The sequence below is a fragment of the Facilibium subflavum genome (assembly GCF_003574485.1).
Taxonomy (GTDB): Bacteria; Pseudomonadota; Gammaproteobacteria; order Francisellales; family Francisellaceae; genus Facilibium; species Facilibium subflavum.
The window spans coordinates 1-14,995 of sequence record NZ_QLIT01000228.1 but is presented as its reverse complement, the minus strand read 5'-3'; the positions used below and the strand labels follow the sequence as shown (position 1 = coordinate 14,995).

Here is a 14,995-nt window from a genome sequence, read left to right as displayed (position 1 = left end):
CAGCGTAATCGTGCTATCAATCACTGAAGCAGCAGCGTTCTCCACATAATTTAGTGTACCACCTGCCGTCAACACAGGCGCATCATTGACCGCGGTGACATTTACTGTGCTGGTAACTGCTGTGGCATTATCGTCACCATCATTGACTACCCAGCTGATTGTTCTGGCATTCGTATCTGGATTTTCAGACGTGTTTTCATAGGTCACACTTCTTAATGCACTTTGATAGGCTGCCAGTGTGTCACTTCCTGTTAAGGTTAAAACACCTGTCGATGCATTATAGCTGCCAGTAATATTTACCGTATCACTAAAACCTAAAACGTCTTCCCCTGAAGCAAAATTGCCACTGATCGTCACCGTCGCACTTTCAATATTTGTATCATCAATATCACTCAGCGTAATCGTGCTATCAATCACTGAAGCAGCAGTGTTCTCCACATAATTTAGTGTGCCACCGGCTGTTAATACAGGTGCATCATTCACCGCAGTCACATCAATACTCAGGGTGTAACTTGAGGTGGAATTTGTGGTACCATCGCTTACATTAAAGGCAAAACTGTCATAGCTGCTACCATTGGCATCAGGATCTGAAGTAAAAGTTAACTTACCTGCATCAAGGTCGGCTTTACTAATCGTTTGATTATAAAATACGTCTGAACCATTAAGCTTCAAATCCCCAACCGTTTCTACCACTTTAATTTGAATGTTTGCCAACGTATCACCATCCACATCAGCAAAGTTAAAGTCATTTGCACTAAACGTATAGGCCGTATCTTCACTGGTGGTGACCGTATTATTCGCCGCCGTTGGCGCATCATTCACCGCAGTCACATCAATGCTCAGGGTGTGACTCGATGCAGAGTCAGCCGTGCCATCATTGACACTAAAGCCAAAACTGTCATATCCGGCACCATTGGCATCTTGTGCTGGAGTAAACACCAATAACCCGGCATCAATATCCGTTTTGCTAATGACTTGATTTAAAGTGACATCGGAGCCATTCAACTGCAAACTACCAACGCTCTCTAATGTTGTGATTTGAACACTGGCCAGACTATCACCATCCACATCGGCAAAGTTAAAGTCACTTGCACTAAACGTATAGGCCGTATCTTCACTGGTAGTCACCGTATTATTCGCCGCCGTTGGCGCATCATTCACCGCAGTCACATCGACTGTCATTGTATAGGTTGACGAAGAATCAGCCGTGCCATCATTGACACTAAAGCCAAAGCTGTCATATCCGGCACCATTGGCATCTTGTGCTGGGGTAAACACCAATAACCCAGCATCAATATCCGCTTTACTAATCACCTGATTTAATGTCACACCACTACCATTTAGCTGTAAACTTCCCACGCTTACCAACGTGGTGACTTCAACACTGGCCATTTCATCATTGTTTGAGTCAGTGTAATTAAAATCCGCGGCTGTAAATGTATAGGCAGTATCTTCATTCGTTGTCACCGTGTTATTTGACGCTTCTGGAGGAAGATTGGCTGCAACGACTTCTATCGTCATTGTATCGATATCTGTTGCTGTCTCAAAATCGGTAGAGGTTATTGTCAGCGTGTCTGTACCTGAAAAACCTTCATTATTCTGATAAACCAGGGTTGCCAAAACATCATTAATCATATTTGGATCGCCACCAATCGTTAAATCGTTACTATTATTGCTACCCTCAATAACTGTTACAAATTCATTCTCTGTGACGGTCAGGGTCCCCCCTGTTACCTGAAGTCGAACTTTCTCTAAATCAAAGTCAGGATCCGATACCGAGATATTGTTTATTGCTAAAGAGACTCCCTGGTCTGTTGTTAAACTTGACCCTGATGAAAACTGATAGACGCCTGCATGGCCTGTCGCTGTAGCAGAACCTGATGGATACGGTGTTCCTGCAGCCAATTTGCTGCCATCTGCGCTTAGTGAAACTGAATATCCGAATTTAGCATCATTCTCAGTTACAGAGTCTGTTATTGTACTAGCTTGCTCCCACTCACTACCATTCCACTGGTACATATAGACCTTACCCATGTTGAAACCATTTGGGTCCTCAAAGTTAGTAAATTCTGTATCAGAAACAGCGATTGTCGCACCATCTGAGCTTAAACTAATTGCATATGCAAACCCATTACTTGCAGACTGATCTGTTATATTGCTGCCTTGTTGCACCCAGGTACTGCCATTCCAATTATAAACTTTACCAACTGGAATAAAACTATCTACATCATTCATAGCTATGGTATTACCATCTGCACTTAATGATATGGTTTTACCTGCCTGTCCGCCACTACCTGAGCCTTCTATATTATTTCCTCTTTGCACCCAGACACTACCATTCCAATCATAAATCTGTACATACCCTGAATCTGTGCCGTTGATACCATCGGCAAAAGGAGAGCCAATGGCGATGGTGTTACCATCATCACTTAATACAGCGGAAAAACCCAAATTATTACCCGACGCGCCCCCATCTATCGCAGTACCTCGCTGCACCCAGCTGCTGCCATTCCAGTCGTAAATGTTGACCCGCCCTGCCTCTGAGGCGCTGTTATCGGCTCCTGCTGTTCCAATAGCAAGTGTTGTCCCATCTTGGCTCAATGAAACAGATGAACCTAAAAGATCCAAAGATGCTGATCCATTAAAATCACTTCCCATTTGCCCCCAGCTACTGCCATCCCAAGTATAAACCCTGACAAGCCCTGTGCCAAAATTCGCGTCTTCTGCGCCAATAGCAATAGTATTGCCATCTGCGCTTAAGGAAATAGATCTTCCAAAGTTGCCATTCCCTAATGTTCCTTCAATATCGCTGCCTCGTTGTGCCCAGAGACTGTTAACACTGTCCCACTCATAGATGCTGACCCTGCCTGCATTTACACCACTGTTATCATACTTTGGCGCACCAATAGCCATAATGGTACCGTCATCACTTAATGAAACAGAAGCTCCTGACTGCTCTTCTGCCTGACTGCCATCAATGTCGGCGCCAAGTTGTTCAACATAGTCACCAATGGTGTTAACCGGCGCTGCAAGTTGGTTGTTATAACCGGTAAACAGAACGATCTCTGAAATTTCAACCTCGCCTGCCTGGTATTCCAGTACGCCATCAGCATTTACGCTTTGTGCACCTGTTGCATCGGTTGATGCTGCAATATCAGCTTTTGTTAATTCTGTTAGTTGCTGGATAAATACCTGGCCCTTAGCACCTTCAGCAACGTTACAGCCGTAGAATAATATGTCACCTGTTAAGGCCAGCGATTGGCCCCAGAGGGCTAATTGTTCTTGATAGTCTAACAAGTTGTCGCTATTTAACGTCATATTGCCTAGCTGAAGCTCACCCTGGTTACCATGTGAAATAATATGCAACCCGTCTAAACTTTGGTATTTCTGCATAATGTTTGCAACCTGGTCAACACCATCCTCATCTGGTAAAATTACCTCAATCGCTGTATCACGAGAAACATTACCTATTAATATATGTGGATCCTGCACACGACTATCAATGATTATAACCTCTTTGAATTGGCTATAATCAATTGCTAAATTTTCGATATCAGAGCCAATTGCCTTTAACAAACTCTCTGTCGCCTTAACATTGTCATTTTTTTCGATGGCTTCAAGCATCGTTTCATGTTCTTGTGCACTGACACCATCAGCTAAATCTACAGATTGATCTATTGTCGCAATCGCCGCACCATCATACATGTAGCGAGACTCCAGTTCCTGCATTAATGATGGTTGAGATAGCTTTTCATCACCAGGCGCGTTTTTCATAAAATCGCGCATTCTCTGAGCTAATTTGTTGAGCTTCAACATAAGTGGGCACCTCTATACATTTATTCTTTAACAATTCAAGTATAGTGCTCGTGCAAATAATACACAAAACGAAGAAAACGCTTTTTGTATAAGTTTTGATCCATTATTCTATGGTTTTTTTAACATCGTAATGTGAGATTTTGTCTTGCTTCACTTCATATTTTCAGCAATTATTGCAGAAAACAGCAATAGAAAATCATCCTACTCGACCATATACCACTTACAAACCAGTCTTCTCCCTTCACATTTTACGAAGCGCTATATCTGTACATCTTTCCAACCCGTAAATCAGCTTGTAAACGCGCCATTTCAATCGCGGCATTAACAGCATAAGCACCTTTATTACCGCGCTCACCCCCAGAACGCGCTAACGCCTGTTCTTTATCATGCGTTGTCAACACACCAAAAATCACCGGAAGATCATAGTGCATCATTACCTGTTGTGTGCCTTGTGATACCTGTTGGCAGACATAATCATAATGATCTGTCTGACCACGAATAACACAGCCTAAAAGCACGATTGCATCATACTTTTTTGTTTTGGCTAACTGTTGTGCGGCAAAAGGTAATTCAACCGCCCCAGGAACCTTCACAACAAAGGGTGTGGTAATGCCTTGATTTTCTGCCTCATCCAGTGCGCCTTGTAATAATTTATCCGTGATTAAATGATTAAACTCACTAACTGCAATTGCAATTTTCATAGATGGTTATACTCCTTTTACATGGTTATAGTATGTTTTAACTGTAGTTTCTTAACTTCAAGATAAGCCCGATTCAATTGATGAACCTTTGATGCTGATCCAACAGTAAGCACTGAAATACCTGCTGCTTGAAGTGCTTTTAGTTTTTCTGGGCTGTTGGATAGCAACTGACAAGATGTAAGGTTAAAATAGCGCAAAACCTGAATAGCCGAATCATAATTACGATTATCCACAGGAAGGTTTAAGGCTTTATTTGCTTCTATTGTATTTAATCCTTTTGTGCGTTGAAGCTCATAGGCTTTTAACTTATTGATAAGACCAATATCACGACCCTCTTGATCCAAATAAATTAAAATACCTCCATGTACAGAAATCTGTGCTAATGCATGATGCAACTGAGATTGACAATCACACTTTAATGAGCCAAACAAATCGCCAGTAATGCACGATGAGTGAATCCGTACCAATGGGTTTTCATTGATGTTTTTACTCAATACCTTAATTTCTTTTTGACTGATAGGATCGACAAATACATGCATATCCAATAATCCATATTTATCAAAATGAATTGGTGTGGATACAGCCTTGTCGATAAATACCTCTTTAGATAAGCGATATAACCTTATATCTTCTATGCTTAAAACATTGATATCATGTTTTTTTGCAAAGCGTGTAATCTGCTCACCTTTCATCATCGAGCCATCTTTGTTCATAAGCTCGCACAAAACACCTGCTGGATGAAATCCTGCCATAGAAACCAGATCAACACTGGCTTCAGTATGTCCTTGGCGCTCTAATACACCATAAGCATTGGCAATCAAAGGGAAAATATGCCCTGGCTTATTAAGCTCACTTGCTGTCGCACTTGGGTTAGAAGCAACAGCAATGGTATGTGCACGATCAAAGGCAGACACCCCAGTTGTTACACCTTCTTTTGCTTCTATGGTTACGGTAAAAGGCGTTTTGTATTGACTGGTGTTATCATCTGTTTTCACCATCGGCGCCAAACCAAGTTGTTTTGCATGTTCAGGTGAAACCGCCAAGCAGACAATACCGCTTGTGTGTTGCAACATAAAATTTATTTTTTCAGCATCAACCAGCTGACCTGGAAAAATCAAATCTCCCTCATTTTCACGTATTTCATCATCAACAACAATAACGGCTTTGCCATTTTTTAGACTTTCAAGCGCGCGCTCAACACGTTTTTTAATTTTCTGATACATAACGGTATTTCTCCATATAAGTGTGTATGTGTTTACCAATAGGATCAGCCTCAAGATTTACTTTCATGCCAACCTGATAATGCTGAACAATGGTGCTTTTTTGTGTATGCGGGATAAATGTCACCGTAAAATATTGATCGAACACATCAATCACGGTAATACTCATACCATCTATTGCGACAAAGCCTTTATTGACCAGATAGCAAAGGATATTTTTATCTGCATTAATACCAACCAAAAGTGCATCACCTTGTAATTCAATGAAACGGATCTCACCAACACCATCAACATGCCCTTGCACCATATGTCCACCGATAAAATCGCCATAGCGAAGACTAAGCTCAATATTGACATAGTCCTTGTCAGATAAATAAGCTAAATTTGTTTTTTGTAAGGTTTCAGCAACCGCTTCAAAACACGCCTGCTGCTCATCCACCTCTACAACGGTTAAACATATACCATTAATCGCAACACTATCACCAATACGACATTGATGTGCTTGAGAAAACTTAACCCAAAGTGTTAGAAGGTCTGCTTTTTTCTCAAGCCTGTTGATAACACCTATTTCTTGTACAATGCCACTAAACATAACTTTCCTCCAATTCACCACGAAATAAAACATCGTTATCCACCCAATATCGATCCAGTCGATTAAGTGGTCTTTTTTGATGAAACCCATTGATTAAAACAGGCGCTATAAACCCATGTACTTCATTGACCAAGCCTTCACGAAAAAATGCCTCATGAAGCTTCTGGCCACCTTCAACCAAGATGCTGGTAATACCTTTTTCTGCCAATATAACCAGCATTGTCTGAATAGAAAGCCTGCCTGATTGGTTAAGCGCAAGCTTGATGCATTCGACACCTTTTTGGCTTAGTCTATGAAGTACGTTTTCATCTGTTTGCTCGCCACAAAATAATATTGTTTTTGCAACTGTTGTATTAAATACATGCGCATCTAATGGCAAAGCCCCTGAGGCAGAAACAACAACACGTAAAGGCTGATTAATAATATCAGCATCTGTATGTCTTACCGTTAAAAGCGGATTATCATCAAGTACCGTTTTTGCGCCAACAATCACCGCATCTAAGCGATTTCGCAAATTGTGTACACTTTGCTGAGATAATGCATTGGTAATTTGCTTTGTATCACTTTTTGCAACCGTGAGCTGCCCATCAACAGACATACCCCATTTTGCAACAACATAAGGCTTTTTGTGCTGGTAAAAGTAAAAAAAGATCTTATTTAATGTGCAAGCTTTCTCACGTTCAATACCAACCACTACTTCTATTTGATGTGCTTTTAATATCTGTATTCCCAAACCTGAAACACAAGGATTTGGGTCTTTCGTAGCGATCACAACTTTTTTAACACCTGCCTTGATCAGTGCATCTGTACAAGCGCCGGTCCTTCCTTGATGACAACAAGGTTCAAGTGTCACATAAACCGTTGCATCTACTGCCTTCTCTCCTGCTTGCTTTAATGCCATTATCTCAGCATGATCACCCCCGGCATATTGATGCCAACCCTCACCAATAATCTGACCATTTTTAACGATAATGCAACCGACCATTGGATTAGGTGAAACGGTTAAATAGCCGCGCTTTGCCAACATTAATGCTTGCTGCATATAAAAGTGTTCAACTGATAACATAATCGCTTACCCTTTTGTGTTCACACTCAGGGCAGGATAAAATCGAAATAGAAGCGGGGCTTTTTCAGTTTAATATAAGATATATAAAACTACACCCTTGACTTACTATTTAACGCTAAAGCTATTACCATGCTGCAAAGCAATCAAAAAAAACCGCTGGCAGCTATACAAATAAAAGCTTCAATCGCTTCATTATAAGTCAATTTCTATCTTCTTTCATCCGGACTGTAACCGTCGGCTCTGGCTTCTCACCAGATCTGCTGACCTTTTGAATGACTCAAAAGCGCTCGTGGGCTGTTTGCCTATGCAAAATACCACCGGTGGGGAATTTCACCCCGCCCTGAAGATTTCATTAATGCGATTATATTGATTAAGAAAAGAAAAGTCTATTGTCACAACAAGCATCCTTTAAAATCCACTTTCTTTTACCCAAAGCATCAATATACGCCGCCATAACCGCCCTGCCAGAGACTTGCGATCAACATCGATAAATACTTTACCACGCATTACATGTGGCAGTGCATAATCAATTTTTTGCGCAGGTTCAAGCAGCAATAAAAATACACTGTTTTGTGGTTTACTTTGACCTTCTTGATCTGTGTTTGTGACAATACTTCCCCCCAGATTCGAGGCATGATATGCCCCAAGCGGTGCTGAGGCGCGAATAAAGCTTAGATGATCTTTATCTTCATCTTTTTGGTATAGTTCATCAACATTGACATTCTCGATTCTTTTCACCTTAACTGGTATTTTCTCAAAATCAATATTTTCAGGGACAAACTCGCCTTCTTGATCGCGTTTTAGGCTTTGATGACTATCTTCATCAATATATGCCTGCAAATAAATACGACTTGGATCAACAATCACCAGCATGGCTTGGCGCTTTTTAAGCCACGCACCTTTTTTCATATCCTCGGATAATGATTCAATAACACCAGAAAAAGGCGCTTTAATGACGAGATCCTGTTGCTCTTTGTAAAGCTGATTAAGCTTTGTTTTTGATTGTCTTAGCTCATTTTCAAGTACATTTTTTTGCGCTTGTTTTTGCTGTAATAATAAACTGTTTCGCAATAACCAGGAAAAGCGCATAAGCTTTTGACGCTCTTGGTCTATTTTAAACTGTAATGCCGTAGAGCTAAGCTCAACAAGGACTTGTCCTTTTTGCACAAAGTCCCCTTTTTTAATGTAAATATTTTCCACTTTTGCCGGGATCTTGCTGAATACTTTTTGGCTGTGATATGACAAGGTTGCCGGCAGGCTTACGGTACTTTGCCATGGAACAAAAAGCAATCCTAACAGGCACAAAAAAACGATTGAAAAAATTAATGTGTTGCGGTTAAAACGAATATCCTTTCTTAATTGCCACCAGATTTTTAATTCCCGATAAATCGGTTGAAGAATGAAATAGATAATCTCAATAATAAACAGGATGATACCTAAAAGCTTAAAGAACAAATAATAAACAACAAAGGCGATTGATAAAAACAGGAAAAAACGATATACCCAGGTTAGTACCGCATAGATGATTAATACACGTTGCCTTGCAACCGTAAATTTTTCAGGCGCAGGATCAGACAAACCAAACAGCATTTTTCGTAACCGCCAGCGTGTCAAGGCAAAGCTTCTGGTTTGAAGATTTCGCATACTCATTAAATCTGATAACACATAATAACCATCAAAGCGTAAAAAGGGGCTGATATTAATAATTAATGTGGTTAACAAACTATAAGTTGCCAAAAAAAAGCAAATGCTTTTAAGCACCCCATCTGGCAGAATAAGCCATAACCACAAAGCCAAAATGGCAATATAAACTTCCATTAATACCCCAGCCAGTGAGATCGTCACCCGATGCTTTGGGTCATTGATTTTCCAGCTTTCTGTCGTATCGGTATAAAGCATGGGGAAAAGCACCAAAAAAGCAATCCCCATGCTTGGCACATTTAAACCATATTTTTTGCACATCAACGCGTGCCCAAATTCATGACATGTCTTGGCAAACACCAAAGCAATAATATAAAGGACGATATATCTAAATGAGAATAAATCAAAAAAAGTATTGGCAAATTGATCCCATTCACGCAAAAGAAATAATAATCCAATAAAAGCAAATATGGCCATAAATATGCCAAAATAGCGCGTTAAAACAAAACGACAGTAAGGATATATTTTATCCAAGAATGCATTGGGATGTACTAAAGGTATTCTAAAAAAGAGATAATTTTTGGTGAGGCGCAAAAGCCAGTGTGGCTTACTGGATTCTTGTCGTTGCCGAATAGCTCGAAGCTCACTATAGCCTTGCTCAACCAGGCAATGAAGCATCAAAAACTTAAGCACTTTTTCTAAATCATTTTCATCAACTTCAGCCAAAGATGATTTTTTAATCTTGGCTAATAACTCATCTGGTGAAATAGCATCCCAATATTTTAAAATTTCATACTCTTTCCAACCAATATGGAAAAATTTATTATTTACCATATCATGAATTAACCAGGTTGGTGACTGGTTAAAATCCTGGCCACCTTGTTCTATTTTAACATCTGACCTTAATGCTGGAAGTATTTCTGGTAAGTTCCCCGCGGTTGACAATATCATGTTTTACCACCCAAAGAATTGTCGTAATGTTGTGATTGGCTTTCTAAACAAATAATAGAATAGACTGACCCGCTCTCCAATGATTTTAGCAACCCCTTGGCTTCCAATTCTGGCATGAAGCTGTTTTGGATCAATGCTTGCAATAACCTGATAAGCTAATACCTGTGACGCCGTGATCGAGGCTTCAAAACTGCTGTAGACAATTTTGCCATAAATAGGATTTAATGGGTCAGCATTCAAAAAGAGCTTGACCTCATCACCTGGTTTAAAATTAATGGCATCAGATACCGGCAGCCATATTTCAATCTCTATATTATCAGGATATGCGATCTGCATCACATTCTCACCCGTTGACACAGGTTTACCTATCCAGCGGCTTGGCTCATCCAGAACCACAACACCTGAAACCGGTGTCGTAACATCAGATTCCTGCAACAAATGATTGGTATAGTCGACTTCTAATCTTTTCTCTCTGACCTCAGCAAGTAAGACATTAATTTCAGCGCGTTTATCAACCTCATCAAAACTTGCCTGCATAGCTGTTTTATATTTGGCTAGCGCTGTAGCAAGCTGCCTTTTTGCTAACTCATTAGAATTTAAAAGATCCCGTTTATCCATCGTAAATAAAAGCGCACCTTGTTTAACTTTCTGCTCTGGCTTGACCACAATATTCTCGATCACACCATCCATTGGTACGGTAACAATATAAGGATCTTTTGGCACAATAGAGGCCGGTGCGATAACGCTTTGTGGCACACGAATAAACATCAACGCCAGCAAAATAATAACAATACTCCAGATAATCGTCTTTTTCAACGTAAAGTAATAACGCACTTTCCCCCAAAATGTAACGGGTCTGCTTAATTGAAGCCAGGCATCTGCGTATGCATCACTAATCCAGTCAAAACGGTTGATTTCTGACTCTAAAATCTCCGCATCTCTGGCGATCAACATACCACCAATAATCTGGTTATATTTATTGGTAAAGAATTTACATAAGACATGTTTACCTAAATTTGGGACCCAGTTATCCTGTAACGCTCCTGGCGCATCATCATAGTTTACAGCAATTGATTTACTTGCATCTGGGTTTGGGTATTGCAAAAGTAAAGCAGATAAGAACTGGTTACATTTAAGTTGATAGTTACTATGCTTATTTAGCTGTGTTACCCCGGAAATTGAACGAACATGAATATATTTGGCACCATAACATGACCAGGAAACACTGCGATCATAAGGCACAATCGTTCTTGTTTGATGTGTAATAAAAAAAGCCAATTCATCTAACTTTTTTATTCCACGTAACTCTTGCTGCATTGCAAGAAGGCTCACCAGCACATCTGTCATAATCCATATACCTTAATTGTTTGTATTGTGATGCTTTCCAAGATCAAAGTAAGCAATACCACTCATACCTGAGAAAAGTGAATCAATGGCTTCTATAGGTGAGGCAATCTCACCATAAATAAGTACTGACTGGCTTGCCGGGTCAATGTTACTCACGATTTTATTGACCTGTGCAGTAAATGTTATATCAGGCCTTTCATCCAAAACAAGCTTAAAAGTGCTACCAACTTTAACCGATTTAAGCCAGATTGAAGGAATATAAACTTTAATATCAAGCTTCTGACGATTAACAATCTCAATCAAAGGATCTCCAACTTGCAGTGTCTCATGCGCCTGAGCTGATTCCTGTATCACCTCTCCATCATAAGGTGCTTTAACAACACATTGCCGCTGTTGGTACATTAAAATATTAAGCTCAGATTTTGATATTTTATATTCACTTTTTGCCTTGGCAAGCTCAAGATTACTGGCTGAGTTTAATTGTGCTAACTCTTCAATACTTTTCAGTTGCGCCTTGGATTCCTCAAATTTCGCCTGTGCCCGCTCTACCTTAAGGTCAACTTCTTCACAGTCAAATTTAACCAGTATATCTCCCTTTTTAAATGTATCACCTGGTCTAAAATTAATCTGCTGTATTGTACCTGTCATTGGGCTTGCAAGCTTTGCTTTTTGCACAGGGGATAACACGGCGTAACTTGTTGTCTCCTCTTGAATATCAAATGAAGGTTTAAGCGCAGCAGATGCTGATGTAATAAAGCACAGCATGAATAAAAATAAAATCAGCCATATCAGGCTGATTATTTTTGATCGCGTGCTTTTCTTTATTAAACAAACCATCCTAGTGTTCTCCATGTATCTATCTTTAATAAGCTTCCCATTTAATCGCGCTTTTGTGTGTTTGCGCATTGAATAAGATTAAAAATACTGTGTAATCACCTTCCGTTTGATTTATCCAGAAGGTTTGATTAGAGTCCATCCAGCCAGCATTGTATTGGTTGTTCACCTTTGCCAGATGTATAATTCACAGCACAACGGCTAACCTGGAAAGGGTTTAATGGCTGTGTTACCTTTTCTGCTGATTTTGCTTCTTTTGCATTATTATCTGCTAGCGCTGCTTTTTGTTGCTCTTGCGCTATTTCCTGTCTGATTTTTGCTAAAACAGGTTCAACTTTGGCATACGCTTTATTGATTTCGGTATTAAATTCCCCTTGGTTTTGTGCTTTAAGCATTGCTTTGACTTTATCCTCAAGCTGATCAAGCGGCAAATTACGCGCATCAACAGGCATCATATCTAACCCAATGGATTGATAAAGTTTAGAAAGTGCCTCATGTGCACGTGCTAATGTGATATTCCTGTCAAATTGTGAAACAATCGCCTCAATACCTCGACGAATGGTAATCTGCTCAATCCCTTGGTCAACTTTTTCAAGTTTTTTACTGTGTTCATAAAGTTTTGTTGACACATTTGCTTCTTGTGTTGCATATTTTGCATCTTCCTGCCATAGCAAGTAATTCATATAAGCAACCCGGATTTGTGTGAGTACTGTTACCGTTGCAGCAATTTGCTTTAATTGCTCAAAGCTGTGTGCTTCATTTGCAAGCTTAATCGCATAGGGGCCTGCCAATACAGTTTGAATCAAATTCAAAGAAGCGCCAATATTACCACCCCACCAGTATTGGTTTTTCATATACTCATTGTTTGTAACGTTATAACCAAAATTAAAGTCAATACCCGGTAGCATATTAATAATTGCAGCCTGAATGCCTTTTTTCGCAATCTCTGATTGATAAGATGCCTGACGTAACTCAGGACGATAAATTAATGCCAAGGTATCCATTTTTTCAAACTGTGGTTGAATATCTGGCAACTCTGATAAGTTCTTACCTGGATCCGTTAATTCAAATTTACTATTAGGTGCAGCATTCATTAATCTCACTAAATTTGCTCTTGCATCAATAATCTGCGAATTTAACTGATTAATTTTACGGATCGCTTTAATAATCACTTGTTGATAATCCAGCTCTACCTGTGGCGTGCTTGCTTTTTTACTAGCAGCCTTTTTGGAGCGCTCAAGTGCCAACTCAGCACGCGCTTTAAACTGCTCGACTTCTTTTAGCATTGATTGCGCAGTCCATGCTTTCCAATAAGCGGTCATCACTTCCTGGATAAGCTGTTGCACAATTTTGCGCCTTTCTTCTTCTGCAATCATCACACGATTAGCCTGTTGCTGTGCGCGTGTATAGCTTAAGCCTAAATCCAGTATACTCCACTCCAAGCCATAGGATTGTGTTAAAATCTCCCTTGGTGTAAAGCTTTGATCACCTGGAACAACCTGCCCATTACTCACCAAGTTTTGGATCAGCTCATTATTTCTAAAGCTATAACCAACTTCAGCATTTAATGCCGGCAACATTTCCATATATGCTGCTTTTAAATTACCTGACTCTAGCATTAACTGTGCTTGTTGCACTCGATGATCAAGATTATATTTCAATGTCCGTGCAATCGCTTCAGAAAGTGTGATTTTGTGATTAATTGACTGCTGTGCGTTTAATGTCTGATATAGCTCTTTATACGTATTGTTCAATTGCGCTTCATCATCCACAGCTTTAGGTGTAATACTACACCCGGTTAGAATTGTTCCTAAAATAATCAATGGCAGTGATTTTATACCTACTTTGATTTTGCTTTTATTTCGAGTTAGTATTTTCATGTTCTAAATCCACGTTCCCTAAACTTATTGTAAACTATAGGAAACCGTATTCATTTTTGCAAAAAAAAAGCCAGCTTATTTGGCTAAAATACTGAAAAAAAAAGCAAAATGGAAGGCATGTGTTACATCTGCTGAGTTTAACTAAGAATTTTAATAGCCCTGCAATACAGAAATTCGCAAATAGGCTTGAGTGATTCTCCTGTCTGGCTATATAATACATATCGTTCAACCCGTTTTTCAAGCGTGACAATTAATTGCAGAGTCATCGTCGCCTGGCGGGGACCCACGTGATAATCGTTGGGCGCTCAAGGCAGTTATGGCCAAAACCAAAAAGCTATCCTTTTAGGTTTTCTGCAATTGAACCAGCCTATGCATGCGGCTCAAACCGTTATTGGAAAGGAATGACTCTGGCATGGATTCTCGCCAACATTTTGCTTTTCCGGAATTACAGCACTGAGAATATTGGTGTGACCAGCCAGGCAGAATGAATGAGAAGCCCCTGAAGTAATATACAAAAATGGGAAGTGCATAATTTCAGTTAATGGGGAGTATTGAAATAACTGTGTAAATTCTTTCATAGGTTATAATGGTTAAAACGTATAATCTAAGGACGAAAGATGAAAAACAAAGAACAAAACAAAGCATTAGATCAAGCGCTTGATCTCATTGTCGAATCAGGTGCTGATTTATCCAATCTATTTAAATCAGATGGCGTATTGAAGCAATTAACCAAAGGTCTGGTTGAACGTGCTTTACAAGGTGAACTAAAGGCGCATCTTGGTTATGACAGGCATGAACGTAGCGATTCTGCTAATGCACGTAACGGCACGGCACGAAAAAGCGTAATAACAGAAGATGGCCTATTGGAAATTGATGTGCCTCGTGATCGCTCAGGTGAATTTGATCCTGTACTTGTTCCCAAGCGAAGCACGCGGATTGAAGGTTTG

The 14,995-nt window shown here is 39.9% G+C and carries 10 protein-coding genes and 1 riboswitch; of the genes, 1 reads left to right on the top strand and 9 read right to left on the bottom strand.

Annotation, left to right across the window (positions count from 1 at the left end; all coding sequences use genetic code 11):
• The 9 genes from DNK84_RS11855 to DNK84_RS11815 all read right to left on the bottom strand — a co-directional run.
• A partial coding sequence (locus DNK84_RS11855; protein ID WP_119344705.1) for a DUF4347 domain-containing protein occupies window positions 1-3,774 on the bottom strand: 3,774 nt, incomplete at its 3' end.
• A 290-nt stretch (window positions 3,775-4,064) separates the two neighbouring features.
• A complete protein-coding gene (ribH, locus tag DNK84_RS11850; RefSeq protein ID WP_119344704.1) occupies window positions 4,065-4,517 on the bottom strand; it encodes a 6,7-dimethyl-8-ribityllumazine synthase in 453 nt (150 codons plus the stop codon).
• A 17-nt stretch (window positions 4,518-4,534) separates the two neighbouring features.
• Entirely contained in the window at window positions 4,535-5,740 is a 1,206-nt protein-coding gene (ribB, locus tag DNK84_RS11845) for a 3,4-dihydroxy-2-butanone-4-phosphate synthase (protein WP_119344703.1), read from the bottom strand.
• Window positions 5,724-6,329 carry a riboflavin synthase gene (ribE, locus tag DNK84_RS11840; RefSeq protein ID WP_119344702.1) on the bottom strand — a complete coding sequence of 202 codons (606 nt, stop codon included), beginning with the start codon at window positions 6,327-6,329 and terminating at the stop codon, window positions 5,724-5,726. Before ribE ends, ribB begins: the two co-directional genes overlap by 17 nt.
• A complete protein-coding gene (gene ribD, locus DNK84_RS11835) occupies window positions 6,322-7,395 on the bottom strand; it encodes a bifunctional diaminohydroxyphosphoribosylaminopyrimidine deaminase/5-amino-6-(5-phosphoribosylamino)uracil reductase RibD (protein WP_119344701.1) in 1,074 nt (357 codons plus the stop codon). The genes ribE and ribD overlap by 8 nt, the downstream gene beginning before the upstream one ends.
• A gap of 204 nt (window positions 7,396-7,599) precedes the next feature.
• A riboswitch (FMN riboswitch) is annotated at window positions 7,600-7,747 on the bottom strand.
• Window positions 7,748-7,803: 56 nt separating this feature from the next.
• Window positions 7,804-9,987, bottom strand: coding sequence for an HlyD family efflux transporter periplasmic adaptor subunit (locus tag DNK84_RS11830; RefSeq protein ID WP_119344700.1), 2,184 nt, complete (start codon window positions 9,985-9,987; stop codon window positions 7,804-7,806).
• Between the two features lie 3 nt (window positions 9,988-9,990).
• Window positions 9,991-11,334 (bottom strand): efflux RND transporter periplasmic adaptor subunit, encoded by a 1,344-nt coding sequence (locus DNK84_RS11825; RefSeq protein ID WP_119344699.1) that lies wholly within the window; start codon window positions 11,332-11,334, stop codon window positions 9,991-9,993.
• Window positions 11,335-11,346: 12 nt separating this feature from the next.
• The gene (locus DNK84_RS11820) at window positions 11,347-12,171 is read right to left on the bottom strand and encodes an efflux RND transporter periplasmic adaptor subunit (RefSeq protein WP_162902427.1); all 825 of its coding nucleotides are present in this window, start codon (window positions 12,169-12,171) and stop codon (window positions 11,347-11,349) included.
• A gap of 128 nt (window positions 12,172-12,299) precedes the next feature.
• Window positions 12,300-14,048: a TolC family protein gene (locus tag DNK84_RS11815; RefSeq protein WP_119344697.1), complete on the bottom strand. Its 1,749-nt coding sequence runs from the start codon at window positions 14,046-14,048 to the stop codon at window positions 12,300-12,302.
• 617 nt (window positions 14,049-14,665) lie between these two features.
• Between DNK84_RS11815 and DNK84_RS11805 the strand changes: the two genes are divergently transcribed.
• A partial coding sequence (locus DNK84_RS11805) for a transposase (RefSeq protein ID WP_208123235.1) occupies window positions 14,666-14,995 on the top strand: 330 nt, incomplete at its 3' end.

Excerpts from the sequence above, each read along its gene's own strand:
- ribH (WP_119344704.1), bottom strand. The coding sequence starts at position 4,517 with ATGAAAATTGCAATTGCAGTTAGTGAGTTTAATCATTTAATCACGGAT.
- ribB (WP_119344703.1), bottom strand. The coding sequence starts at position 5,740 with ATGTATCAGAAAATTAAAAAACGTGTTGAGCGCGCGCTTGAAAGTCTA.
- ribE (WP_119344702.1), bottom strand. The coding sequence starts at position 6,329 with ATGTTTAGTGGCATTGTACAAGAAATAGGTGTTATCAACAGGCTTGAG.
- ribD (WP_119344701.1), bottom strand. The coding sequence starts at position 7,395 with ATGTTATCAGTTGAACACTTTTATATGCAGCAAGCATTAATGTTGGCA.
- DNK84_RS11830 (WP_119344700.1), bottom strand. The coding sequence starts at position 9,987 with ATGATATTGTCAACCGCGGGGAACTTACCAGAAATACTTCCAGCATTA.
- DNK84_RS11825 (WP_119344699.1), bottom strand. The coding sequence starts at position 11,334 with ATGACAGATGTGCTGGTGAGCCTTCTTGCAATGCAGCAAGAGTTACGT.
- DNK84_RS11820 (WP_162902427.1), bottom strand. The coding sequence starts at position 12,171 with ATGGTTTGTTTAATAAAGAAAAGCACGCGATCAAAAATAATCAGCCTG.
- DNK84_RS11815 (WP_119344697.1), bottom strand. The coding sequence starts at position 14,048 with ATGAAAATACTAACTCGAAATAAAAGCAAAATCAAAGTAGGTATAAAA.